Origin of the sequence: Xanthomonas hortorum, assembly GCF_040279205.1 — a bacterium.
In the GTDB taxonomy this organism is placed as follows: Bacteria; Pseudomonadota; Gammaproteobacteria; order Xanthomonadales; family Xanthomonadaceae; genus Xanthomonas; species Xanthomonas hortorum_F.
On the sequence record NZ_JBEOLS010000002.1, the window covers coordinates 157907 to 182864 of the forward strand.

At 63.7% G+C, this 24958-nt stretch carries 16 protein-coding genes, 5 tRNA genes and 2 pseudogenes; 12 read left to right on the forward strand and 11 right to left on the reverse strand.

The features are described 5' to 3' along the window. Positions 1 to 184: 184 nt before the first annotated feature. Entirely contained in the window at positions 185 to 943 is a 759-nt protein-coding gene (locus ABS769_RS01645) for a 3-hydroxybutyrate dehydrogenase (protein WP_317062007.1), read from the reverse strand. A 133-nt stretch (positions 944 to 1076) separates the two neighbouring features. Here ABS769_RS01645 and ABS769_RS01650 point away from each other — a divergent pair, with 133 nt between their 5' ends. The 5 genes from ABS769_RS01650 (at position 1077) to ABS769_RS01670 (ending at position 4803) form a co-directional block, all read left to right on the forward strand. Then, positions 1077 to 1691, forward strand: a complete 615-nt coding sequence (locus ABS769_RS01650; RefSeq protein WP_043909139.1) for a CDP-alcohol phosphatidyltransferase family protein — start codon at positions 1077 to 1079, stop codon at positions 1689 to 1691. Between the two features lie 55 nt (positions 1692 to 1746). After that, positions 1747 to 2931 (forward strand): class III poly(R)-hydroxyalkanoic acid synthase subunit PhaE, encoded by a 1185-nt coding sequence (phaE, locus tag ABS769_RS01655; RefSeq protein WP_317062006.1) that lies wholly within the window; start codon positions 1747 to 1749, stop codon positions 2929 to 2931. After that, the gene (locus tag ABS769_RS01660; protein ID WP_317062005.1) at positions 2928 to 4004 is read left to right on the forward strand and encodes a class III poly(R)-hydroxyalkanoic acid synthase subunit PhaC; all 1077 of its coding nucleotides are present in this window, start codon (positions 2928 to 2930) and stop codon (positions 4002 to 4004) included. The genes phaE and ABS769_RS01660 overlap by 4 nt, the downstream gene beginning before the upstream one ends. A gap of 113 nt (positions 4005 to 4117) precedes the next feature. Further along, complete coding sequence (locus tag ABS769_RS01665) at positions 4118 to 4318, forward strand: PspC domain-containing protein (RefSeq protein WP_006450932.1); 201 nt, start codon at positions 4118 to 4120, stop codon at positions 4316 to 4318. Then, entirely contained in the window at positions 4315 to 4803 is a 489-nt protein-coding gene (locus ABS769_RS01670; RefSeq protein ID WP_317062003.1) for a hypothetical protein, read from the forward strand. The genes ABS769_RS01665 and ABS769_RS01670 overlap by 4 nt, the downstream gene beginning before the upstream one ends. On the opposite strand, the gene ABS769_RS01675 is transcribed toward ABS769_RS01670, so the two are convergent. Continuing rightward, positions 4761 to 5972, reverse strand: coding sequence for an NAD(P)/FAD-dependent oxidoreductase (locus tag ABS769_RS01675; protein WP_317062002.1), 1212 nt, complete (start codon positions 5970 to 5972; stop codon positions 4761 to 4763). The genes ABS769_RS01670 and ABS769_RS01675 overlap by 43 nt on opposite strands. A 193-nt stretch (positions 5973 to 6165) precedes the next feature. Between ABS769_RS01675 and ABS769_RS01680 the strand changes: the two genes are divergently transcribed. Both ABS769_RS01680 and ABS769_RS01685 read left to right on the forward strand, forming a co-directional pair. Then, complete coding sequence (locus ABS769_RS01680; protein WP_006450935.1) at positions 6166 to 6393, forward strand: hypothetical protein; 228 nt, start codon at positions 6166 to 6168, stop codon at positions 6391 to 6393. 102 nt (positions 6394 to 6495) lie between these two features. Further along, the gene (locus tag ABS769_RS01685; RefSeq protein WP_317062001.1) at positions 6496 to 8862 is read left to right on the forward strand and encodes a Tex family protein; all 2367 of its coding nucleotides are present in this window, start codon (positions 6496 to 6498) and stop codon (positions 8860 to 8862) included. A gap of 607 nt (positions 8863 to 9469) precedes the next feature. Here the strand turns inward: ABS769_RS01685 and ABS769_RS01690 are convergent. From ABS769_RS01690 to ABS769_RS01700, 3 genes and pseudogenes are all read right to left on the reverse strand, one after another. After that, positions 9470 to 12460: pseudogene (locus ABS769_RS01690) on the reverse strand (PAS domain S-box protein); the annotation flags it as partial. Beyond that, positions 12455 to 13255 (reverse strand): annotated as a pseudogene (locus tag ABS769_RS22695) (PAS domain-containing protein); the annotation flags it as partial. The pseudogenes ABS769_RS01690 and ABS769_RS22695, both read right to left, overlap by 6 nt. Before the next feature lie 202 nt (positions 13256 to 13457). Beyond that, positions 13458 to 13838, reverse strand: a complete 381-nt coding sequence (locus ABS769_RS01700) for a response regulator (RefSeq protein WP_023904110.1) — start codon at positions 13836 to 13838, stop codon at positions 13458 to 13460. A 139-nt stretch (positions 13839 to 13977) separates the two neighbouring features. On the opposite strand from ABS769_RS01700, the gene ABS769_RS01705 reads away from it, so the two are divergent. Continuing rightward, positions 13978 to 14064 (forward strand) — tRNA-Leu (locus tag ABS769_RS01705). Between the two features lie 376 nt (positions 14065 to 14440). Then, positions 14441 to 14617, forward strand: a complete 177-nt coding sequence (locus tag ABS769_RS01710) for a hypothetical protein (RefSeq protein WP_043909075.1) — start codon at positions 14441 to 14443, stop codon at positions 14615 to 14617. A gap of 79 nt (positions 14618 to 14696) precedes the next feature. Here the strand turns inward: ABS769_RS01710 and ABS769_RS01715 are convergent. The 6 genes from ABS769_RS01715 to ABS769_RS01740 all read right to left on the reverse strand — a co-directional run bounded on the left by ABS769_RS01715 (position 14697) and on the right by ABS769_RS01740 (position 16243). Continuing rightward, a tRNA-Glu gene (locus tag ABS769_RS01715) sits at positions 14697 to 14772 on the reverse strand. A gap of 48 nt (positions 14773 to 14820) precedes the next feature. Beyond that, positions 14821 to 14896: transfer RNA gene (locus tag ABS769_RS01720), tRNA-Ala, on the reverse strand. 181 nt (positions 14897 to 15077) lie between these two features. Beyond that, a tRNA-Glu gene (locus ABS769_RS01725) sits at positions 15078 to 15153 on the reverse strand. 46 nt (positions 15154 to 15199) lie between these two features. Next, a tRNA-Ala gene (locus ABS769_RS01730) sits at positions 15200 to 15275 on the reverse strand. Between the two features lie 105 nt (positions 15276 to 15380). Next, positions 15381 to 15842 carry a c-type cytochrome gene (locus ABS769_RS01735; RefSeq protein ID WP_317062000.1) on the reverse strand — a complete coding sequence of 154 codons (462 nt, stop codon included), beginning with the start codon at positions 15840 to 15842 and terminating at the stop codon, positions 15381 to 15383. Positions 15843 to 15850: 8 nt separating this feature from the next. Beyond that, the gene (locus tag ABS769_RS01740) at positions 15851 to 16243 is read right to left on the reverse strand and encodes a c-type cytochrome (protein ID WP_074057432.1); all 393 of its coding nucleotides are present in this window, start codon (positions 16241 to 16243) and stop codon (positions 15851 to 15853) included. Positions 16244 to 16448: 205 nt separating this feature from the next. On the opposite strand from ABS769_RS01740, the gene ABS769_RS01745 reads away from it, so the two are divergent. Genes ABS769_RS01745 through ABS769_RS01755 form a run of 3 tightly spaced genes read left to right on the forward strand, consistent with a single transcriptional unit; the run spans position 16449 to position 24183 of the window. Continuing rightward, a complete protein-coding gene (locus ABS769_RS01745) occupies positions 16449 to 17591 on the forward strand; it encodes an efflux RND transporter periplasmic adaptor subunit (RefSeq protein WP_317061999.1) in 1143 nt (380 codons plus the stop codon). Beyond that, positions 17588 to 21100, forward strand: a complete 3513-nt coding sequence (locus ABS769_RS01750; protein ID WP_317061998.1) for an efflux RND transporter permease subunit — start codon at positions 17588 to 17590, stop codon at positions 21098 to 21100. Before ABS769_RS01745 ends, ABS769_RS01750 begins: the two co-directional genes overlap by 4 nt. Then, a complete protein-coding gene (locus tag ABS769_RS01755) occupies positions 21097 to 24183 on the forward strand; it encodes an efflux RND transporter permease subunit (protein ID WP_317061996.1) in 3087 nt (1028 codons plus the stop codon). Before ABS769_RS01750 ends, ABS769_RS01755 begins: the two co-directional genes overlap by 4 nt. The last annotated feature ends 775 nt before the right edge of the window (positions 24184 to 24958 follow it).

Below are 24958 nucleotides of genomic sequence, written 5' to 3' on the forward strand. Positions count from 1 at the left end.
TGGCGTTAGCGAGCGCAAGCGTGGATCTTCATCGCGTGTCGAAGCTGCGTTGAATTCGCCTGCCGCGCTGCGCACTTTTCCACATCCGCTGTGGATGAAACCTGCGCAAGTCTGTGGACAACTCTGCACGCGCCTTGCGGCGCAAGGCGGTCAAGTCGGCTGGTGAAATTTTCACCAGCCACGATTACTGCGCAGTCCAGCCGCCATCGATGGCGATCGACTGCCCGGTGATGTTGCGTGCGGCATGCGACATCAGGAACGCGACCGTGCCGGCGAGTTCGTCGTACGCGATGAAGGCGCCTTTTGGCATCGGCTTGAGCATCACATCGCGGATCACCGCGTCTTCGGCAATGCCGCGCGTGCGTGCCTGGTCGGCGATCTGGCGCTCCACCAACGGCGTGCGCACATAGCTCGGGCACAGCGTGTTGACGGTGATGTCGCAGTCGGCGGTTTCCAGCGCGATGACCTTGGCCAGGCCGACCAGGCCGTGCTTGGCCGCGACATAGGCACTCTTGTACGGGCTGGCCACCAGCGAATGGATACTGCCGATGTTGACGATGCGCCCGTAGCCGGCTTCACGCATGCCGGGCAGGACAGCGCGGCTGAGCCGTGCGGCGCCGGTCAGCATCACCTCCACCAGCAAGGACCAACGCTGCATCGGGAAGTCTTCCAGCGCAGACACCTGCTGCAGCCCGGCATTGTTGATCAGCACCTGCGGCGCGCGCGACGCGCTGGCCAGCGCACGCACGACGCTGTCGTCATCGGTCACATCCAGCGCCAGCGCTTCGGCCGAACCGCCGGCGTCGCGCAAGGCCTGCGCAGTGCGCTCGGCGGCCGCCAGGTCCATATCGCTGACGATCAGATGGTGACCAGCGGCGGCCAGCTCGGTGGCGATGCCGGCGCCAATGCCGCTGCCTGCGCCGGTGATCAGGATGCTGCGCATCGGGTGTCCTTCTCGGGAATCGTGCGCGGCCAGGGCGGCAACGCTGGCCGTCAGACTAGCCGAGTCCCGCGAAACGGTCGCCTGCGTAGCGCGCGCGCGTTACCCTTTGCGCCTCGATCACCTCAGGCTGCGCATGAAACGCCATTTCTCGATGCTGCGCGATTTCCAACTCGCGGACTGGTTCACCCTGGCCAACGCCTTCTGCGGCACCGGTGCGGTGTTTGCCTCGATGCGCTTTCTGCAGGAAGGCCATCGCGGCGACCTGCTGCTGGGCATGGCGCTGATCCCGCTGGCGTTCGTCTTCGATGCGCTGGACGGGCACGTGGCGCGCTGGCGCAAGGCCTCTTCAACGCTGGGGCGCGAGCTGGATTCGCTGGCCGATGTGATCTCGTTCGGCGTGGCGCCGGCGGCGCTGGGCTATGCCTGCGGCATGCGCGGCGGCTGGGACTGGCTGGTGCTGAGCTATTTCGTGTGCTGCGGCGTGAGCCGGTTGGCGCGTTACAACGTGACCGCCGAAGAGATCGCAGGCGAGGCCGACAAGGTGCCGTATTTCGAAGGCACGCCGATTCCCAGCAGTCTGCTGCTGGTGATCCTGCTCGCCATCGCTGCCAGTAGCGGTCATATCGGTCAAAGCCTGTGGTGGGGCCAGTGGCAGCTCGGGCCGTGGCAGCTGCATCCGTTGGTGCTGCTGTTTGCGGTCTCCGGCTCGCTCATGATCAGCAAGACGCTGCGTATTCCCAAACCCTGACCGGCACGCCGGGACACACGCGGTAGGATGGCTCGGTGAACAGGCACAGGAAGGGATGATGGCAAGCAGCGGTTCGGACAATGGCAACGAAGACAAGGCGCGCCAGTACTGGAACGCCTGGGGAGATGCCATGCGCCACGGCCAGTCCGGCTCCGCTGCGCCGCCGGGTGCGGTTCCAGGCATGGGGTCGGGCACGGACGCACCGCAGGACTGGCGCAAGGCGATGGACTGGTGGTCACAGTTGTTGCCCACCCAGGCCGCGCCGCAGGCGCAGGAGGCGATCGACCGTTTCCGCAATCAGGCCGGCGACTGGTTCGGCACCATGCAACAGGTGGCCGCGCAGTTTGCCGGGCGCGATACCTCGGCCAACGAAGTCTCCGATGCCTGGCGACAGGCCGTGCAAGGGCAGGGCGAGCAACTGATGCAGTGGACGCTGGGCTCGTTGCGCGGCGGCAGCCCGGGCGGGTTCGATCCGTGGCTGCAGCAGGCAGCGCAAAGTCTGGAAAAGTGGCAGCAGGAAAACGCGCCCTGGCTGCAGATGCCGGCATTCGGCTTGAACCGCAATCATCAAGCACGCCTGCAGACGCTGGCACGCGCGCAGCAGGACTATCAGGCGCAATCGCAGGCCTATGGCGAACAACTCAAGTCGGCCATCGAGCAGGCGTTCGGGCGGTTTACCTCCAAGCTGGGCGAGCATGAAAGCAGTGGCAGCCAGCTGACCAGTGCGCGCGCCTTGTTCGATCTGTGGATCGAAGCGGCTGAAGAGTCTTACGCCGACATTGCGTTGTCCGACCGGTTCCGCGAGGTGTACGGCGGCTTTGCCAACGCGCATATGCGCCTGCGCGCCGCGTTGCAAGAAGAAGTGGAGCAACTGAGCGAGCGCTTCGGCATGCCGACCCGGTCGGAGATGGATGCTGCGCATCGCCGCATTGCCGAGCTGGAGCGAGCGGTGCGGCGGATGCTGCGCACTGCAGCGAGCCCGGCGAGCAAACCTGCGGCAGCGCCGGCAGCAGATCCGGTGGCATCGGCCACGGCCAAGCGTGCGTCGTCGTCCAGGGCGAGCGCAGTGTCCGAAGCAGCGCATGCAGCGAGCGCCGTCAAAAAGACCGCAGCGAAAAAGACTGCAGCTAAAAAGTCTCCGGCCAAACAAGCGACCGCTTCGAAACCGGTCTCCAGGCCAGTTACTGGCAAGCCCGCCAGCAAGGCGGCCGCACGCAAGCCACGTGGAGCGCAGGCATGAAAGGCCCGTTGGGATTCAGCGCCGAAGACCTGATGCAGGAAACCCTGTCGATGCAGCGCAAGCTGCGCGAGGGGCTCAAGCTGCTGCCCGGGGTGGAAGACGTGGATTACGGCGTCACCGAGCGCGAAGAAATCTGGCGCGACGGCAAGGTGGTGCTGTACCGCTTTGTCGGCGAACAGGCGCCGGTGGCCAAGACGCCGCTGCTGATCGTCTACGCGCTGGTCAATCGCCCATATATGGTCGACCTGCAGGCCGACCGCTCGCTGGTCAAGGGCCTGTTGAGTCATGGCCAGGACGTCTATGTGCTGGACTGGGGCTACCCGGACCGCTCCGAGCGTTACCTCACGCTCGAGGATTATCTGCTGCGCTATATCGATGGCGCGGTGGATCATCTGCGTGCGCAATCAGGTCTGGACGCGGTCGATGTGCTCGGCATCTGCCAGGGCGGCACCTTTTCGCTGTGCTACGCGGCATTGCAACGGCACAAGGTGCGCAACCTGGTCACCATGGTGACGCCGGTGGATTTCCACACCCCCGACAACATGCTCTCCAACTGGGCGCGCATGGTCGATGTGGATCTGTTCGTCGATACGATGGGCAACGTGCCGGCGGATTTGATGAATGCCAGTTACCTGATGCTCAAGCCGTTCCGGCTGAATCTGCAGAAGTACGTCGGCTTGCTCGACATCCTTGACGACAAGCAGGCGCTGGAAGATTTCCTGCGCATGGAAAAGTGGATCTTCGATTCGCCCGACCTGGCCGGCGAAGCCTTCCGCGAGTTCGTCAAGCTGTTCTATCAGCGCAATGGGCTGGTGACGGGGCAGGTGACCATTGGCGGGCAGGCGGTCGATCTGCAGGCCGTCGACATGCCGGTGCTGAACATCTACGCCGAACACGATCACCTGGTGCCACCCGATGCCTCGCGCGCGCTGCGTGGCCTGGTCGGCAGCGACGATTACAGCGAGCTGAGTTTTCGCGGCGGGCATATCGGTATCTACGTCTCCGGACGTGCGCAGCGCGAAGTGCCGGTGGCGATCCATCGCTGGCTGCAGGAGCGTGGCGGCAACGCCTGATGCGGCGCGACGGCGTGATCCAGGCGTCTGCCATCAAGCACGCCACCGTCGCCATCACCACACGCTGTCGCCGGTCTTTTTAGACTACACGCAACGTTTGCAGGAGTCTTGCCATGTCCACCAGCACCACGCTGTCCCGTTCTCTCAACGATCGCATGATCGCTGGCGTTGTCGGCGGCATCGCGCGCCGGCTCGGCTGGAGTTCCACGTTGCTGCGCGTGTTGTTCGTGATCGTGTCGATCGCTTCTGCCGCATTCCCGGGCATCCTGGTCTATCTGATCCTGTGGCTGCTGATCCCCAATCAGGCCGATTGACGCCCGCCCCGCGAGGGTGGCCCGCAGCGCAGGTGTTGGGCGCGTTGTGGACGCTGCCCAACACCGTGCTTGGCATCGTGATCGGTGCGGTGGGCAGCTGTTTCGGCGCACGCCCGCGCTGGTCCAGCCAGGAGCTGGCACTGGTCTTCCACGCCTGGCCGTGGGGGCCGGGCGGGGCGATGACGCTGGGCAACGTGATCCTGTTGAAAGGTGCCTCGCTCGATCTGCAGTGCAGCACCTATGCGCATGCCGCTGGCCGCTGCCAGCATCCGCCGGTGCGTCTGGGCGATCACGAACGTGCACACGTCTATCAATACATGCTGCTCGGGCCGCTGTTCTTGCCGGTCTATGTCCTGTGCGGCGGCATCCATGTGCGCAACCCGCTGGAGCGGGCTGCCGATCACTATGCGATGCACGGCCATGGGTGGTGGCCGTGGTGGGTTCAGCCCAGTCGCGAGAACCCGAACAACTCGGACAAGGGATGAGGTCTGCCTTCCAGTTGCGCGCGCAGTAACCCGGCGCCGATCGCGCTATAGGTGATGCCGTTGCCGCCGTAAGCCATAGCGAACGACACGCGCGGCCCGTATTGAGGGTGAGTGCCGAAGAACGGCAATCCGTCTGCGGTTTCGGCGAAGGTGCCGCCCCAGGCAAACACCGGGCGCAAGCTCACATCCGGCATCGTCTGCTGGATCTTCTTCAGCAGGGTCTTCAGCTTGCGCATGACGCGCGCATCGCGACGTGCCGGGAGATCAACGTTGTCGTCTTCGCCACCGGCCACCACGCGCCCATCCGGCGTGCTGCGCAAGTACAGATACGGACGCGCGGTTTCCCACATCATGGTGTGCTTGAGCGCACCCATCTCGCTGTCGTGCAAGGGGTCGGTCACGAATGCGTAGCTGCTGCGATTGCGCGCCACGCGTTGCGATAGCCACTGCTGATTGCCATAACCGGCAGCCATGATCACGTGGCGCGCGCGCAGGTTGACACCGTCCTGGGTGCGCAATACCACGTGCTGGTCGTGAGGTTCCAGAGTGGCGATCGTGCTGCGGTCGTAGATGCGCGCACCGTACTGCTCGCACTCGGCGAAAAGGCGATAGCACAGCCGGTACGGGTCGACGCTGGCGGCCAGGCGGCTGAGGATCGCGCCCTGGGAGCGTACACCGTAGTTTTGCCATAGCGGTGCGCGCTCGATCCACTCCACCGGCAAGGCATGCGCCTGGCGTGCCTCCAGCTCGCTGCGTAAATCTTTCAGATCGCGTGCCCGGCTCGCGTAATACAGGCTGTCCTGGCGGGTGAAATCGCAGCCGCCGAGCGTATTGCACAGGCCCTGCAGGTCGAGGATGGCCTGCGCACACGCGCCGTAAGCGAGCGCGGCCGTCGGCATACCGTGTTGCCTGGCCAACTCGATCATCGGTGTATCGATTTCGTATTGCAGCAAGGCGGTGCTGGCCGAGGTACTGCCCCAGCCGATCTCGCGTTGTTCGACCACCACCACGTCGTGCCCGTGCTTGAGCAGTTCGTGCGCGATCAGGGCTGCGGTGACGCCGCCACCGACGATGGCGACCTCGCAGTGGGCGTCTTGTTCCAGGCGCGGATAGGCGCGCATCAATCCGTTGCGGATCGACCAGAACGGGTAGCCACTTTTGAGGTCCATGCGGTGTCGTCAGAGAGCGGGCGGTCTGCAATTTGACGGCCAAGCGGGGTGAAGCGGTCGTGCAGATCGAGCAGACGCGGGGCCGTCACCAAACCGCAAACAGCCGGCGTTAACGTGCGTGGAAAGCTCCTCACGGCACGGTCGTTATGCTCGCGCCACTAACGTAGTCACAGTTGTTAACGAGGGTGTGGGTATGTCGATCGTTTTGTACGTCGGTGGCAGCAAAGATGGCGACAAAGGCGTTGTGCCTTATGGGTTCAGCAAGTCACGTGCGATGACCGATGCCGGCCCGGAGGTCTATGTGGAGCGCATGGTACCGCTGAAAGACGTCGGCAAGATCCGTGTGATGGCGCTCGAATCGCTGCACGAAAGCATTCTGGTCGAGCGCGCAGCCACCCATTACGCGCGCCGCGTCAGCTGAGCGCGTCGGCATAGGTTTACGGGTGCCCTGTCAACGGGTTCCCGCGGCGGGCCAGCACTGCGAAAATGCTTTTTTCAGTGAAGCGGTTCTTACCGCGCCGTCATGATCGACAGTCAGCTTGCCCAGCAGATCGCTCGCACCATCGCCGATGAGATCGGTGCCCAACCCGCCCAGGCGCGCGCCGCCATCGCCCTTCTCGACGAGGGCGCCAGTGTTCCGTTCATCGCCCGCTACCGCAAGGAAGTCACCGGCGGTCTGGACGACACCCAACTACGTAATCTGGAAACGCGCCTGACCTATCTGCGCGAGCTGGAAGAGCGCCGCGCAGCGATCCTGTCCAGCATCGGCGAGCAGGGCAAGCTCAGCGACGAATTGCGTAACGAGATCGGCGCGGCCGACACCAAGTCGCGGCTGGAAGATCTGTATCTGCCCTATAAGCCCAAGCGCCGTACCCGCGCACAGATTGCGCGCGAAGCCGGCCTGGAGCCGCTGGCCGATGGGTTGCTGGCCGATCCGAGCCAGGCGCCGGAAGTGGCCGCCGCGCCGTTCATCGATGCAGAGAAGGGCGTTGCCGACATCAAGGCGGCGCTGGAAGGCGCGCGCGCGATCCTGATGGAACGTTGGGGCGAAGATGCCGCCTTGGTCGGCGAGCTGCGCAGCTGGTTGAATGACAACGGCGTGATTCGCGCGCGCGTGGCCGAGGGCAAGGAAGAGGCCGGCGCCAAATACCGCGATTACTTCGACCATGTCGAATCATTGGCAAAGATTCCCTCGCACCGCTTGCTGGCGTTGTTCCGCGCGCGTCGCGAGGAATTTCTGTATCTGGACCTGGACCCGGGCAGCGACGCCGAGGCCGGCCACCAGTACGCCGAAGGCCGGGTGGCACTCAGCGCCGGCGTGTCCAACCAGGGCCGCCCGGCCGACCGCTGGCTGCTGGACGCCTGCCGGCTGACCTGGCGCGCCAAGCTGCACATGCATCTGCTGCTGGACCTGTTCAACCAGGCGCGCGAGAAGGCCGAGGCCGAGGCGATCGCGGTGTTCGGCGACAACCTCAAGGACCTGATGCTGGCCGCGCCGGCCGGCGCACGCGTGGTGCTTGGGCTGGACCCGGGCATCCGCACTGGTTGCAAGATCGCAGTGGTCGATGCCACCGGCAAGCTGGTGGCCACCGAGACGATTTATCCGCATGAGCCCAAGCGGCAGTGGGATCAGTCGCTGCAAATCATCAAGAAGCTGTGCCTGCAGCACAACGTGGAACTGATCGCGATCGGCAACGGCACCGCCAGCCGCGAGACCGACAAGCTGGCCGGTGAAGCAATCGCGCTGTGCGGCGCGGCCAAGCTGCAGAAGGTGGTGGTCAGCGAAGCCGGTGCGTCGGTGTATTCGGCGTCCGAATTTGCGGCCAAGGAATTTCCGAATCTGGATGTATCGTTGCGCGGCGCGGTGTCGATCGCGCGGCGTCTGCAGGATCCGTTGGCCGAGTTGGTCAAGATCGAACCCAAGGCGATCGGCGTGGGCCAGTATCAGCACGACGTGGATCAATATCGTCTGGCCAAGGCGTTGGAAGCGCGCGTGGAAGACTGCGTCAACGCGGTTGGCGTATACGTCAACACCGCCTCGGCGGCGTTGCTGTCGCGGGTGTCGGGGCTGTCGAGCACGGTGGCGGAAAACATCGTGCGCCATCGCGACGACAATGGCCCGTTCAAGCGCCGCAAGGATTTGCTCAAAGTGCCGCGCCTGGGCGACAAGACCTTCGAGCAGTGCGCCGGTTTCCTGCGCATCGCCGATGGCGACGAGCCGCTGGACGTGTCGGCGGTGCATCCGGAAGCCTATCCGGTGGTGGAGCGCATCGTCGGCAGCACCGGCAAGCCGATCAAGGCCTTGCTGGGCGACGGCAGCTTTCTGCGCGGGCTCAAGCCGGAGCTGTTCACCGACGAGCAGTTCGGTGTACCGACCGTGCGCGACATCCTCAAAGAGCTGGAAAAACCCGGCCGCGATCCGCGCCCCGAGTTCAAGGCGGCGCAGTTTGCTGAAGGCATCGAGGACATCAAGCATCTCAAGCCTGGCATGGTGCTCGAAGGGGTGGTCAGCAACGTGGCCGCGTTCGGCGCCTTCGTCGATATCGGCGTGCACCAGGATGGTCTGGTGCATATCTCGGCGTTGTCGGACACCTTCGTCAAGGATCCACGCGATGTGGTCAAGGCCGGCGACATCGTCAAGGTCAAGGTGTTGGAAGTGGACGTGGCGCGCAAGCGCATCGCGCTGACCTGCCGCCTGTCCGACACGCCACCGCCGGCCGATGCGGCAGCCCAATCACGCGATCAACGCGGCAATGGCGGCCCGGGGCAGGGCCGCCGCGACGGTGGTGGTGGGCGAGGCCCTGGGCAGGGCAACAACAAACCGCGCACCACTGCACCGCCGGCCGACAACGCGCTAGCAGCCGCGTTTGCACGCGCCAAGCGCACTTGAGGGATGTTGTCAGGCTGCTGTCTTGGGGACGTTGGGTAGTGCTGCGGATAGATCAGTTGTAAGGCGGGGATCTGAAGCTTGGCTGCAGGGCCCTTGCCCTCTCACCATCGCGGGACACGCCGCAAGTACGTCCATGTAGGCTCTTCTGCGGCATCCATGCCGCATAAGGTCCCGCAACGGTGGGCGGGCAAGGACCAGTTGGGATGGTCGGTTTTTCCGGTTGCGAGCAAGTGCATGACGTTTCAACTCGCTAGCTTTCAGCTAGTGCTGCGAACTGCACAAGCAAGCCAACGCAACCCGCGACATGGCGCGATTTTTAAACCAGCTACCGACTAACTTTCTGGTGCGGTGTCCTTACCGCTTGCGGGACTATGTGGCGGCATGGATGCCGCTACTGAGCCTACATGGACGTACTTGCGGCGTGTCCCGCGAGCGGTGAGGGCACCGCGCACTCGACTCACTAGGCTTCTGATTTACTAGCTTTTGACCTATCTCCGCAACGCAATAGCCGAGCAGCGCACGAAGCGGTTGAGCATCGTCAATGTCGGTCTAAAGTGCGCGCCCGATGGCAAACAAGGTCGTTTTTAGTCACCAGCTCTCGGCGATATCAAACCTCGTCCAGTAGCGCGCGCTTCGGCAACATCAAACGTTCGATCAGATCGACCAGGCCGGGCGGCTCCACCGGCTTGCCCATATGTGCATCGAACCCGGCGATGACGGCGCGGTCGCGGTCTTCTTCGCGCACATAGGCGGTCAGCGCGATCGCCGGAATATGCTGCGGCAGGTCGGCGCAGCCGGAGCGCACCGTGCGAATGAGATCGTAGCCATCGCGTACCGGCATCGCGATGTCGCTGACCAGTACGTCGAATTGCCCTTGTGCCAGGCACTGTTCGGCGGCGTCCACCGAGCCGGCCGCATGCACCTGCGCGCCCGCGTGCATCAGGAATTGCATCACCGCCTCGCGCGAATCCTGGTCGTCGTCGACCAGTAGCAAGCGCACGCCCTCCAACCGGCCATGGCAATCGGCCGGCAACGGGCCGACCTGCTTGGTTTCTGTCGAGGCCGGACGTAGATCGCTGACGCCGTGCTGGAATGGCAGCACGATGGTGAAGGTCGATCCCTTGCCTTCGCCTTCGCTGGACGCGCCCAGACTGCCGCCATGCAGGTCCACCAGCTGGCGCGAAATCGACAAGCCCAAGCCCAACCCACCGACACGACGCGTGGTGCCTGCATCGGCCTGCCGAAAACGGTCGAACACGTGCGGCAGGAAGTCGGCCGCAATGCCCATGCCGCTGTCCTGCACGCATAGCCGCAGTCGCTCGTCTTCGATGTCCAACGCCACCCGTACCGTGCCGCCGGGGGCGGTGAACTTGAGCGCGTTGCTGAGCAGGTTGGTGAGCACCTGCTGCAGGCGCCCGGCATCGCCGAAGAACCACAATTCGCCCTGCGTGGGCGCATCCAGCTCCAAGCTGATCTCGCGTGCGAATGCGGCCGGCTGCATCAATTCCACCGTGCTGCGCGCCAGCCCGGCGATGTCGAAATGCTCCGGCTGCAGGCGGAGCTTGCCGGACAGGATCGCGCTCATGTCCAGCAGGTCGTCGATGATCTGCGTTTGCGCGCGCGCGCTGCGCTCGATGATGACCATGCCCTTGCCCAGATTGGCCGGCTCGAAGATGTCCGACTGCATCAGCCGCGACCAGCCCAGGATGGCGTTGAGCGGCGTGCGCAATTCGTGGCTGAGCGTGGCCAGAAACTCGTCCTTGACCCGGCTGGCATGTTCGGCCTGGCCGCGCGCGCTGGTTTCCGCTTGCAGCGACAGCTTGAGCTTGGCATCCACGCGCGTGCGTTCGATGACGATGCCGGCCAGATGCGATGCAGAGCGCGCCATCGCCTGTTCGCGCAGCGAGGGCAGGTGAGTGCGGTCGTAATAGATGTTGAGCGTACCCAGCACCTGGCCATTGCTGTCCAGGATCGGCGTCACGCAACAAGCCACGATGCCCAATGCCGACGAGACGGCGTGATGGTCGCTGAAGCTGGGGTCTGCCTGGATGTCCTCGCAGACCACTTGCCGGCCAAGATAGGCCGAGCGCGCGCAGGGCGGCCCGTTCGGTCCGATCGGCGAGGCTTCAAAATGCCCGCGGTACTCGATCGGAAAATGCGGCGCCGAGCCGAAGCTCAGTGTTTTTCGTACTTCATCCAGCACCATCACCGCGCAATACAAGGGGATTTCGCCACGCGCTTCCACGCTCAAGGCGATGGCGTCCAGCACCACCTGCAGTGGCGCGCCGGTGGTGATCAGACTCAGGATGGCGCGGTCCGAGGCAGTGGCATCTTCGATGTGCTTGCGTTCGGAGATGTCGGTGAGCGAACCGATGTGGCCCAGAAAACGTCCATCGCTGGCGAAGTGCGGCGAGGCGTTATCGATGCACCAGCGGTATTGCCCGTCATGGCGACGCACGCGGTATTCGGCCAGAAATTCACCGCGCTGCTGCAGCGATTGTTCGAACGCGTCGCGCACGCGCGCGGCATCGTCGGGATGCATCACATCCCACCAGCCCTGATCCATGGCCTGGTCTTCGGCCTGCCCGGTGAAGTCGTACCAGCGCGGATTCCAGTACACGCAGTCGCCTTGCGCATCGGACATCCAGATCATTGCCGGCACGGTCTCGCACAAGGCGCGGAAGCGCGTCTCACTTTCGCGCAATTGCTGCTCGAACGCGCGCCGGTCGTGGATGTCGGTATAGGTACCGATCCATTCGCTGATGCTGCCATCGTCACCGCGCACCGGCAGCGCACGCGCTAGATGCCAGCGCGTCTGGCCGTCGTGCCGCCGCAGTTCGCATTCGACCTCGTAAGCGCGCTCGCCACGCAATGCCTGCGTCCACGCCTGCGCGGACAGTTGCAGGCCATCGGCGGTATGCGCTTGCTGCCATGCAGCCGCTTCGCTGTCTGCGGGATTCAGCCCGGTGTACTCGTACCAACGTTGGTTGAAGTAGTGCGGATGCCCATCCGCTGCAGCAATGAAAATGATCTGCGGCAGCGTGTCTGCCAGGCGACGCAGACGTGCTTCGCTGGCAGCCAGTTGCTGCTGGGTCTTGGCCCGTTGCATGGATTCCCAGCAGCGTGCCGCGACCAGGCGGACCAGTTCGATCTCGGTCGACAACCAGCGTCGTGGTGCACGCTGATGCACGCCGATCGCCGCGACCAGACGGCCGTGTTTGTGCAACGGAATGGCCAGCGATGCACGCAGGCCGGAGCGGCGATACTGCTCTGCCACATAGTCAGGTGCACCGGGCGCGGTGGCATCGGTGGTGAACCACGGGCGATTTTCCAGCAAGGCATCGCGCAGTCCTTGCGCCACTTCCAATGGGAAATCGCCTTGCAGGCTCGGCATGTCCTGCACGTGGTCGCTGATCACGTGCATGGTCTTGCCGTCCGCACCCGCCAGACCAAACGCACAGCGATTGGCCTGCAGATGTTCGCCGAGCAAACGCACGCTGGTGTCGATGATCTGGCGCGGATCGGACACATGCTGCAGCGCGTCCTCGAGCATCAACAGGAAACTGTCGCGACTCTCGCCGCGGCGTTGTTGGGTGACGTCGAATCCGTGCACCAGAATCGCATCGATGCAGCCTTCGCTATCGCGCATCGGCTGATAGAGAAAATCCACGAAGGTTTCATCCAGCGCACTGCCGGGCGTGCGCTGCAGGTAGGCGGTCATCGATTCCCCAATGAAGGGCTGGCCACTGCGACGCACTTCATCGAGCAGACCCAGATAGCCCTGATCGACGATTTCCGGCATCGCTTCGACCAACGGACGACCAATCAGCAGCCGCTCGCCAACCAGTTCGTGGAAGCGTTGATTGACGCTTTCGATGATGTAGTCGGGTCCGCGCAGCACTGCCATGAAGGCGGGCGATTGATCGAGTGCCGTGGACACGGCAAGCGGCTCGGGGTCGCTGCCGGCAACGCGTACATTGGCGGCTGGTGTGCCGGCAACATACAACGAGCCCACGCGTTCGCCGGCATCCAACACCGGGCTGCACGACCATGCCGCCAGATTCAGTGCAGGCGTCGCTTCGACACGCACGCCGTTGGAGGTGCGCGCGTTGGTCGGTATTGCAAGCGTCAGTGTTGCAAGCGGTTGTCCGAATGCCGCCGGATGCCGCTCACCCAGTAACGCAATGCAGGCATCGTTATAGACGCAGTGCGACGCCTCGCCCCAGACCAGCAGCATCGGAAGCTGCGCGTGCAGACACACCGACAAGGTGGTGCGCAACGCCGCACTGTTGCGCAACAACGTGTCGGCAGCGCACGTAGAGGCGTGCAACAACACGGCAGTTTCGCTCGTCTCCGGCAGCAGGCCGGCAAACGGCAACACGGCGCTATCCATCCGGCGGCCCGCCTGTAAACCTTCAATCCACGATTCTAGTGGCAACCAGGGTGGTAGCGACTGCTTTGGACCAGCAGACAAGCGCAGCAGGTGCCCGCCATTTAGAGAAGGGCACGCACAAACTGCGACATAGGTGGAAACCTGCGGATTTTGAACGGCGGCCGCGCTCGCTTTGCGCCGTGTGGTGGTGCTGTTCGTTGCGTTAGCTGTTTGCGTCGCTCAGCTGCCGCGCCCTGGACAGGGCACCGACCAGTTCTTCGGACAAATAGGGCTTGGTCAGGATCACGCCGCGTTCGAAGCCGCTCGGGATGCTGCCGCTGGCAACACCGGTGGCCAGCACGAACGGAATTCCGAGCTCCGACAACAGCCGAGCGATCGGCTCGCTGGTCTGACCATTGCCGAGACGGTAATCCAGCACTGCAATATCGGGCGCGTCGGCATTGATCAGCTGCAACGCTTCGGCGACTTCTCCAACAGGGCCCAGCACGGCGGCGCCAGCCTGGACGAGCTGCAACTCGAGCAGCATGGCATTCATGTCATCGTTTTCGACCACGAGTACCCGAATTCCACGCAACACCGACATTGCCCACTCCTCCACGTAAGTCAGCCAGTATATCGACACCGGTTCGCCCACGGGTTGCAGACCCCGCTTGCAGCTGAATTCGTCAGGCACGTCCTGACACTGTTCGTTTCGCTCGCGAGTCGCTATACTGCGCGGCCACGCCGAAGTGGCGGAATCGGTAGACGCAGCGGATTCAAAATCCGCCGCCCTTAAAAGCGTGTGGGTTCGAGTCCCACCTTCGGCACCAAGTTACTGCAGTACAAGCGAAAGCCCTTCCGGCGAAATCTGGAGGGGCTTTTTGCTTTGCATGGTTCGGTGGTGATGGAGAGGGCGCGACTGGGTTGCTGATTTGCTTCATGACGCACGCTGAGGTTGTCGCATGCGAGCGCTTTTTTTCGCACACGCGGTCGAACCGTGCGATGTGGCGTATGTCGGTGTTGTGGCGCAGTGCGTTCTGTTCGCACGGGCGGGCACATGATCGGCATGGCATGGCATGGGATGGCGTTGCGCAGTGCGAGCGCATGCACGCGAGATGATCTCGATGCGCGTCGAACGACATGCAGGCACGCAACCATCACGCCCGGTCCGTACCGTGGAAGGCTCTTTACAAGCAGGTGGCCTCCATGGATTTTGACTCTTCGCAGCAACTGCGCATTCTTCGCGACATTCACGACACCACGCCGGTCGCCGACGAAGAAGCCAATTGGGCAGTGCGCGCCGGCTACGCGACGCAGGCCGAAGACGGCGATATCGATCTCACTCACGAAGGTCGCAAGGCATTGGATGACGGGCAGACCTGACGCAGCTTTTTGCGTAGACGTTCGCACACGTAAACGTCAGGCAAAAAAAGCCCCGGCAGTGCCGGGGCTTCTGGATGATTGGCGTCCCCACGGGGATTCGAACCCCGGTGTCCACCGTGAAAGGGTGGTGTCCTAGGCCTCTAGACGATGGGGACGCGTATCAAAACCTGGTTGTAGATTCCAGACGGCCTATGTCTAGAATTTGGTGGAGCCAGGCGGGATCGAACCGCCGACCTCCTGCATGCCATGCAGGCGCTCTCCCAGCTGAGCTATGGCCCCGCAGTGTTGCTAGCCGGCAATCATAGCGACATCGAGAGCGCTTGGGAAGTAATTCGTAGAAAAAAATTTGCTGGATGCATCTGCCGCCGGGTGCATCGGCTAATGCATCTACTCGCCCGCAGTGGTCGCAACAAAAAGCACGCAAAAAAAAGCCCCGGCAGTGCCGAGGCTTTCAGATGATTGGCGTCCCCACGGGGATTCGAACCCCGGTGTCCACCGTGAAAGGGTGGTGTCCTAGGCCTCTAGACGATGGGGACGCGTATCAAAACCTGAGTTGTCATCCTGACGGCCTAATGCCAGGAGTGGTGGAGCCAGGCGGGATCGAACCGCCGACCTCCTGCATGCCATGCAGGCGCTCTCCCAGCTGAGCTATGGCCCCACGAAACTGAGAACAAAATGATAGCGGCCGGTTAAGGTTCGCGCAAGTGGTTTTTCATTCGGAATGAGACGGAGCGTGCGCCCGATACGACACGCACGCTACGACTCAGTTGACGCCGTGCAGATCGCGCAACTGCGTCTGCCGAGCACCGAAATACGCGGCCAGATCGGCGATGTCCTGATCGCTCAACGCGGTGGCCTGCGCGGTCATCAACACGTGTTGGCGGTCACCGCTGCGGTAGGCCTGCAAGGCATGCGCAAGATAGTCGCCGTACTGGCCGCCGAGCTTGGGGTAGCTGGGGTCGATCGGCGCATTGCCATCGGCGCCGTGACAATCCACGCAGCTCTGGCCGGTGGCTTTGCCTTTCGCGTGAGCCAGCTTGTAGCCAGCGGCAGCGCGGCCGGTCGGCAGGCCGGCCGACGAGCCGGAGCCGTGTTCGCCGCTGGCGTGGCCGGCATCGCCGGCAGAATGATCGGTGGATTCCACCTGGGATTGGGAGCAGGCCGCCAGCATCAGGGCAGCGACCAGGGCGATGGCTAGACGCGGAGCGTACAGGGCGTTCGTCATGTGGGCGCTTATTTGAGGGTGGACAGGTAGGCGGAGATATCGGCGATATCCTGCTCGGAAAAGCTCTGCGCCTGTGCCTGCATGGTCGGGTGTTTACGCTTGCCCTGGCGATATTCGGTCAGCGCCTGCGTGAGGTACTGGCTGGACTGGCCGCCGATCTTGGGCACGCGATAACTGGGGTAGGCGTTCTTGTAGCCGGTCACGCCATGGCAGCCCTGGCAGGTGTAAGCCAGTAGCCGGCCATTCGACGGATTGCCGGTGGGCGCGGCAGGTGTTGCCACTGCCGCGGCGGGCGCAGGCGTGGACGGAACTGCAGGCGGGATTGACGGTGTCGCTGATGCGCCCCCAAACGGCAGGAAGACGACCAGAGCGAGACAAGCGGCGAGCGGCTGCGGGCGCATGGTTTCGTATCCGGAAGACTGATTGAGCGTCCGCACGTGGGGGCGTGACGAACCGGTCCGAGTATGCCTGCGATTTGGCGCGGCGCAAACCGGGGGTGAATAGGCAAACTTGAACAGACCATGACCTTTGGCGCATTGGCGACATGATCGTTCGGGTGGTCTACTTGCCTACAACACCTGTTCACGCATCCACTAGGACACGACGATGTCGCCACTCTCTTTCTTGCCCGGCCGCAGCGGAACCTGCGCCGCCGCGTTGTTGATCACCACTAGCCTGCTGCTGGCCGGTTGCAAGACCGGAGACGGCGAGGCCAAGGCCGCCGAGGAAAAGAAAACCGTCGATGCGGTGCCGGTGGAAATCGCCAAGGCCGCGCGCCGTGCGGTGGCGGCCAGCTATACCGGCACCGCCGCCCTGGAGCCGCGTGCCGAAGCACAGGTGGTGGCCAAGACGTCCGGCGTGGCGTTGGCGGTGATGGTGGAAGAGGGGCAAAAAGTGTCGGCTGGCCAAGCATTGGTACGGCTGGACCCGGACCGCGCGCATCTGGCGGTGGCGCAAAGCGAGGCGCAATTGCGCAAGCTGGAAAACAGCTATCGCCGTGCCACGCAACTGGTCGGCCAGCAATTGGTCAGTGCCGCCGATGTCGATCAGCTCAAGTTCGATGTCGAAAACAGCCGCGCACAGTACCGGCTCGCATCGCTCGAGTTGTCCTACACCACGGTGCAGGCGCCGATTTCCGGGGTGATCGCCTCGCGTTCGATCAAGACCGGCAACTTCGTGCAGATTAATACGCCGATCTTCCGCATCGTCGACGACTCGCAGCTGGAAGCCACGCTCAATGTTCCCGAGCGCGAACTGGCCACGCTCAAATCCGGCCAGCCGGTGACCTTGCTCGCCGACGCGCTGCCGGGCCAGCAATTCATCGGCAAGGTCGATCGCATCGCGCCGGTGGTGGATTCGGGCAGCGGCACGTTTCGTGTGGTGTGTGCGTTCGGCCAGGGCGCCGAAGCGCTGCAGCCGGGCATGTTCGGGCGCATCCGCATCGATTACGACCAGCGCAAGGATGCCTTGGTGATCCCGCGCCTGGCGCTGCTGGACGATGGTGAACCGGCGGTGTTCGTGGTGCGTAACGGCAAGGCCAGCCGGGTGCCGGTAAAACTCGGTTATGCAGAGGGTCCGTGGCTGGAAGTGCGGCAAGGCTTGAAGGAAGGCGACCAGGTGGTCACCGCCGGCAAGGTGGCGCTGCGCGATGGCACGGCGGTGCAGATCATCGGCCAGCCCGAGCGCAAGCCGGTGGCGGCGGCACCGGCAGCCGGCGGCGACACCGGCAGCGATGAGAAACGCTCATGAGCGATCACGGCAACGCGCACGGACCCGTGCACGACCCGCACGCGCCTCTGCACCGAGGCGGCGGTGGTTTGGTGGCCTTCGCCACGCGGCGGCGGGTGACCATCGCGATGATCACCGTGACCATGCTGCTGTTCGGGCTGATCGCGCTGCGCAGCCTCAAGGTCAATCTGCTGCCGGATCTGAGCTATCCCACGCTGACCGTGCGCACCGAGTACACCGGTGCGGCGCCGGCGGAAATCGAGACGCTGGTGACCGAGCCGGTGGAAGAAGCGGTCGGCGTGGTCAAGAACCTGCGCAAGCTCAAGTCGATCTCGCGCACCGGGCAAAGCGATGTGGTGCTGGAATTCGCCTGGGGCACCAACATGGACCAGGCCGGCCTGGAAGTGCGCGACAAGATGGAAGCCCTGTCGCTGCCGCTGGAAACCAAGCCGCCGGTGTTGCTGCGCTTCAATCCCTCGACCGAGCCGATCGTGCGGCTTGCGCTGTCGCCCAAGCAGGCGCCGGCCTCCGACAGCGATGCGATCCGCCAGCTCACCGGCTTGCGTCGTTACGCCGACGAGGATCTGAAGAAGAAGCTCGAACCTGTGGCCGGCGTGGCTGCAGTCAAGGTCGGCGGCGGTCTGGAAGACGAGATCCAGGTCGATATCGACCAGCAGAAACTCGCCCAGCTCAATCTGCCGATCGACAACGTGATCACCCGGCTCAAGGAAGAGAACGTCAACATCTCCGGCGGCCGCCTGGAAGAAGGCTCGCAGCGGTATCTGGTGCGCACGGTCAACCAGTTCGTGGATCTGGACGAGATCCGCAACATGCTGGTGACCACGCAAAGCAGCAGCGGCAGCGCGGCGGAAGCAGCGATGCAGCAGATGTATGCGATTGCCGCGTCCACCGGCTCGCAGGCGGCATTGGCTGCAGCGGCCGAAGTGCAGAGCACCTCGTCGTCGGCCAGCAGCAGCATTGCCGGCGGCATGCCGGTGCGATTGAAAGATGTGGCCGAGGTGCGCCAGGGTTACAAGGAACGCGAGGCGATCATCCGCCTTGGCGGCAAGGAGACGGTGGAACTGGCGATCTACAAGGAAGGCGATGCCAATACCGTGTCCACGGCAGCTGCGTTGCGCAAGCGCTTGGAGCAGTTGAAGGCGACCGTGCCCGGCGATGTGGAGATCACCACCATCGAGGACCAGTCGCACTTCATCGAACATGCGATCAGCGACGTCAAGAAAGATGCTGTGATTGGCGGCGTGCTGGCGATCCTGATCATCTTCTTGTTCCTGCGCGATGGCTGGAGCACGTTTGTGATCAGCCTGTCGTTGCCGGTGTCGATCATCACCACGTTCTTCTTCATGGGTCAGTTAGGACTGAGCCTCAACGTGATGTCGCTGGGCGGCTTGGCGTTGGCGACCGGCCTGGTGGTGGACGATTCGATCGTGGTGTTGGAGAGCATTGCCAAGGCGCGCGAACGTGGCTTGAGCGTGCTGGATGCGGCGATTGCCGGCACCCGGGAAGTGAGCATGGCGGTGATGGCGTCCACGCTGACCACGATTGCGGTGTTCCTGCCACTGGTGTTTGTCGAGGGCATTGCCGGGCAGCTATTCCGCGACCAGGCGATGACAGTGGCGATTGCGATCGCGATTTCGCTGGTGGTGTCGATGACGCTGATTCCGATGCTGAGTTCGCTCAAGGGCGCGCCGCCGATGGCGTTCCCGGACGAGCCGGGCCATCCGCAGTGGCAGCCGGAGCAGCGCTGGCTCAAGCCGGTGGCAACTGGCCGGCGTGGCGCGGGTGCGAGCGTGCGTTACGCGTTCTTCGGTAGTGCATGGGCGGTGATCAAGCTCTGGCGTGGCATCGCGCGGGTGGTGTCGCCGGTGATGCGCAAGGCCAGCGACCTGGCGATGGCGCCGTATGGGCGTGCCGAGCGTGGTTATCTGGCGATGCTGCCGGCGGCATTGCGTCGGCCCGGCCTGGTGCTGGGATTGGCGGCGGCCGCGTTTATCGGCACGGTGTTTCTGGTGCCGATGCTGGGTGCGGACCTGATCCCGCAGCTGGCGCAGGACCGTTTTGAAATGACCGTGAAGTTGCCTTCCGGCACGCCGCTGGCGCAGACCGATGCGTTGGTGCGCGAGTTGCAGCTGGCGCACGACAAGGACCCGGGCATTGCCTCGTTGTATGGCGTCAGCGGCAGCGGCACGCGGCTGGATGCCAACCCCACCGAGAGCGGCGAGAACATCGGCAAGCTCACCGTGGTGATGGCCGGCGGCGGTAGTCCTGAAGTGGAAGCTGCGGCCACCGAGCGGCTGCGCAGCAGCATGGTCGGGCATCCTGGGGCACAGGTGGATTTTGCGCGGCCGGCGTTGTTCAGCTTTTCCACGCCGCTGGAAGTGGAACTGCGCGGGCAGGATCTGGGCGAGCTCGAACGTGCCGGGCAGAAGCTGGCGGCGATGCTGCGGGCCAATGGCCACTACGCCGACGTCAAATCGACGGTGGAAGAGGGCTTTCCGGAAATCCAGATCCGTTTCGATCAGGAACGTGCCGGTGCATTGGGGCTGACCACGCGCCAGATCGCCGATGTCATCGTCAAGAAGGTGCGCGGCGATGTGGCCACGCGCTACAGCTTCCGCGATCGCAAGATCGATGTGCTGGTGCGTGCGCAGCACAGCGACCGCGCCAGTGTGGAGGCGATCCGGCAGCTGATCGTCAACCCGGGCAGCAGTCGACCGGTACGTCTGGCGGCGGTGGCCGAGGTGTTGGCGACGACCGGGCCGAGCGAGATCCATCGCGCCGATCAGACCCGTGTGGCGATCGTGTCGGCCAGCCTGCATGACATGGATCTGGGTGGTGCGGTGCGCGAGGTCGAGTCGATGGTGCGCAACAATCCGCTGGCCGCCGGCGTAGGCATGCATATCGGCGGGCAGGGCGAGGAGTTGGCGCAGTCGGTGAAGTCGCTGTTGTTCGCGTTTGGTCTAGCGATTTTTCTGGTCTATCTGGTGATGGCCTCGCAGTTCGAATCGCTGCTGCATCCGTTCGTCATCCTGTTCACCATTCCGCTGGCGATGGTCGGCGCGGTGCTGGCCTTGCTGATGACCGGCAAGCCGGTGTCGGTGGTGGTCTTCATCGGCTTGATCCTGCTGGTGGGGCTGGTGACCAAGAACGCCATCATCCTGATCGACAAGGTCAACCAGTTGCGCGAGGAAGGCGTGCCCAAGCGCGAGGCCTTGATCGAAGGCGCGCGTTCGCGGTTGCGGCCGATCGTGATGACCACGCTGTGCACGCTGTTCGGCTTCCTGCCGCTGGCGGTGGCGATGGGCGAGGGCGCGGAAGTGCGCGCGCCGATGGCGATCACCGTGATCGGCGGCCTGCTGGTGTCCACGTTGCTGACCTTGCTGGTGATCCCGGTGGTGTACGACTTGCTGGATCGCCGCGCGGACGCGTACTACCTGGAGCGCGGCCGGCGCATGGCGCGGCAGCAGGCGCAGGCGCGCGATAACACCGACGGACTGGAGGCGCTATGAGCGTTGCCGCCTTCAGCATCCGTCGCCCGGTCACCACCATCATGTGCTTCGTGTCGCTGGTGGTGGTGGGCTTGATCGCCGCCTTCCGGCTGCCGCTGGAAGCATTGCCGGACATTTCCGCACCGTTCCTGTTCGTGCAACTGCCGTACACCGGTTCCACCCCGGACGAGGTGGAACGCAACCTGGTGCGGCCGGCCGAGGAAGCGCTGGCGACGATGACCGGCATCAAGCGCATGCGCTCGACCGCCACCGCCGATGGCGCGAATATCTTCATCGAGTTCTCCGACTGGGACCGCGACATCGCCATCGCTGCATCGGATGCGCGCGAGCGGCTGGATGCCATTCGCGATGATTTTCCGGAGGATCTGCAGCGCTTCCATATCTTCAAGTGGTCCAGCAGCGACGAGCCGGTGCTCAAGGTGCGTCTGGCCAGCCAGACCGATCTGACCGGTGCGTACGACATGCTCGACCGCGAGTTCAAGCGGCGCATCGAACGGATTCCCGGCGTGGCCAAGGTGGAGATCTCCGGCGCACCGCCGAACGAGGTCGAGATCGCCATCGCGCCGGACCGGCTGACCGCGCACGACCTCAGCCTCAACGATTTGAGCGAGCGACTGAGCAAGCTCAATTTCTCGGTATCTGCTGGCCAGATCAATGACAACGGCCAGCGCATCCGCGTGCAGCCGATCGGCGAACTGCGCGATCTGCAGGAGTTGCGCGATTTGGTGCTCAACGCAAAAGGACTGCGTTTGGGCGATATCGCCGAGGTGCGGCTCAAGCCGACGCGGATGAATTACGGGCGTCGTCTAGATGGACGCCCGGCGATCGGGTTGGATGTCTACAAGGAGCGCAGCGCCAACCTGGTGGACGTGTCCAAGGCCGCGTTGAAGGAAGTCGAAGATATCCGCGCCGAACCTGCGATGCGCGATGTGCAGATCAAGGTGATCGACAACCAGGGCAAGGCGGTGACCTCGTCGCTGGCGGAACTGGCAGAAGCCGGCGCGGTCGGCCTGTTGTTGTCGATCACGGTGCTGTTCTTCTTCCTGCGCCACTGGCCATCGACGCTGATGGTGACGCTGGCGATTCCGATCTGCTTTGCGATCACGCTGGGCTTCATGTACTTCGTCGGTGTCACGCTCAACATCCTGACCATGATGGGCTTGCTGCTGGCGGTCGGCATGCTGGTCGACAACGCGGTGGTGGTGGTGGAAAGCATCTACCAGGAACGCGAGCGCATGCCCGGTCAACCGCAGCTGGCGGCCCTGCTCGGCACGCGCAGCGTGGCGATCGCGCTCAGCGCCGGCACCTTGTGTCACTGCATCGTGTTCGTGCCCAATCTGTTCGGCGAAACCAACAACATCAGCATCTTCATGGCGCAGATCGCGATCACCATTTCGGTGTCGCTGCTGGCCTCGTGGCTGGTGGCGATCAGCCTGATCCCGATGTTGTCGGCGCGCATGAAGACACCGCCGATGGTGACCTCCGAACATGGCGTGATCGCGCGGCTGCAGCGTCGCTATGCCAAGGTGCTGGCATGGACGCTTGCCCATCGCGGCTGGAGCGTGGCCGGCATCGTGTTGGTGAGCGCGATCAGCCTGGTGCCGATGAAGTTGACCAAGGTCGACATGTTCGGCGGCGATGGCGGCAACGAGGCCTTCATCCAGTACCAATGGAAAGGCTCGTACACGCATGAGCAGCTCGGCGAGGAAATCGGACGGGTCGAAAATTTCCTGGAAGCCAATCGCGACAAGTACCACATCACCCAGGTGTATTCGTGGTTCAGCGAGGTGGAAGGCAGCAGCACCACGGTGACCTTTGACGCGAGCAAGGTCAAAGGCCTGCCGCCGTTGCTGGAACAGATTCGCAAGGCGTTGCCGCGCTCGGCGCGTGCGGACTACAGCATCGGCAACCAGGGCGATGGCGGCAGCGGCAATCAAGGCGTGCAGGTGCAGCTGGTCGGCGATTCGACCCAGGCATTGCAGGCGCTGGCTGACGACGTGATTCCATTGCTGGCACAGCGCAAGGAATTGCGCGATGTGCACGTGGACACCGGCGACCGCACCAGCGAGTTGGCGATCCGCGTCGATCGCGAGCGCGCGGCGGCCTTCGGTTTCAGTGCCGAGCAGGTGGCAAGCTTCGTAGGCCTGGCATTGCGTGGTACGCCGCTACGCGAGTTCCGCCGCGGCGACAACGAGGTGCCGGTATGGGTGCGGTTTGCCGGCGCCGAACAGAGCAAGCCTGAGGATCTGGCCAGCTTCACGGTGCGCACCAAAGATGGACGCAGCGTGCCGTTGCTCAGTCTGGTGGACGTGCAGATTCGCCCGGCTGCGACGCAGATCGGCCGCACCAATCGCCAGACCACGCTGACCATCAAGGCCAATCTGGCCGAAAAAGTCACCGTGCCGGAGGCACGTGCAGCGATGGAAAAACCGCTCAAGGCGATGAGCTTCCCGGCCGGTTACAGCTATACCTTCGACGGCGGCGATTATCAGAACGACGGCGAAGCGATGGGCCAGATGGTGTTCAATCTGGTGATCGCGCTGGTGATGATTTACGTGGTGATGGCGGCAGTGTTCGAGTCGCTGCTGTTTCCGGCGGCGATCATGAGCGGTGTGCTGTTTTCGATCTTCGGGGTGTTCTGGCTGTTCTGGATCACCGGCACCTCGTTCGGAATCATGTCCTTCATCGGCATTCTGGTGCTGATGGGGGTGGTGGTGAACAACGGCATCGTGATGATCGAGCACATCAACAATCTGCGCCGCCGCGGCATGGGCCGCACGCAGGCGTTGATCGAAGGCTCACGCGAGCGCTTGCGGCCGATCATGATGACGATGGGCACGGCGATCCTGGCGATGGTGCCGATCTCGCTGACCAGCACCACGATGTTCAGCGACGGCCCACCGTACTTCCCGATGGCCCGCGCAATTGCAGGCGGCCTGGCATTTTCGACGGTGGTGAGCCTGCTGTTCCTGCCGACGATCTACGCGATTCTCGATGACATGAGCAACGGCGCAGCAGCGCTGGTACGACGTGCGCGCGGCCTGCCGAAGACGCCGCAGGCAAGCGCTGCTTTGGAGTCATGAGCAGTCAATCGTGCTGAGGTCTTTCATGACGTAAGTCATCGACCAGTGTGCTCGGATCTTGAAACAACGTCAGGTACATAAAGCCCCTCTCCCGTCGGGAGAGGGGTTGGGGTGAGGGTACGGTTTCTCCGGGTACAACCCGTCTGTCAGTTACTGGCTTCGGTAAGCGGCGCCAGCGCGGCCGGGGACTGGCTCCTCGGCTCGGTCAGACATCCTGTCTGACTCGCCGCCGCCGCACATCCCTGTGCCGCTCTCCGCCAATCCCCGACCACGCTGCCGCCTCGGCAAGTCGCTGTCATGCACTAGTCAAGGCAAGCGAATTCTCCATCCTGTTTCAAGACCTGCGCGATTTTCGATGACAGCAGCAGATCAGGGATCTGCTGGCGTGTCGTGGTACGCCGAAAACGCCACCGCCACGTAGCGCTCGAATCTTGAACGTCATGAGCCGCCTGAAGCCCCTCTCCCGCCGGGAGAGGGGTTGGGGTGAGGGTACGGTTCCCGCGTACTGCCAAGTCCGCGGCAGTTGATTACTGGCTTCGGTAAGCGGCAGCAGCGCGGCCGGGGACTGGCTCCTCGGCTCGATCAGACATCCTGTCTGACTCGCCGCCGCGGCACATCCCTGTGCCGCTCTCCGCCAATCCCCAGCCACGCTGCCGCCTTGGCGAGTCGCCATCATGATCTTGATCAGGTAAGGCAATTTTTCAAAACTTGGCGGGGATGTGCCCGACAGGAATCGCCGCTCCCCGTTCCGCCAACACAGGAACATTCGAAGAGC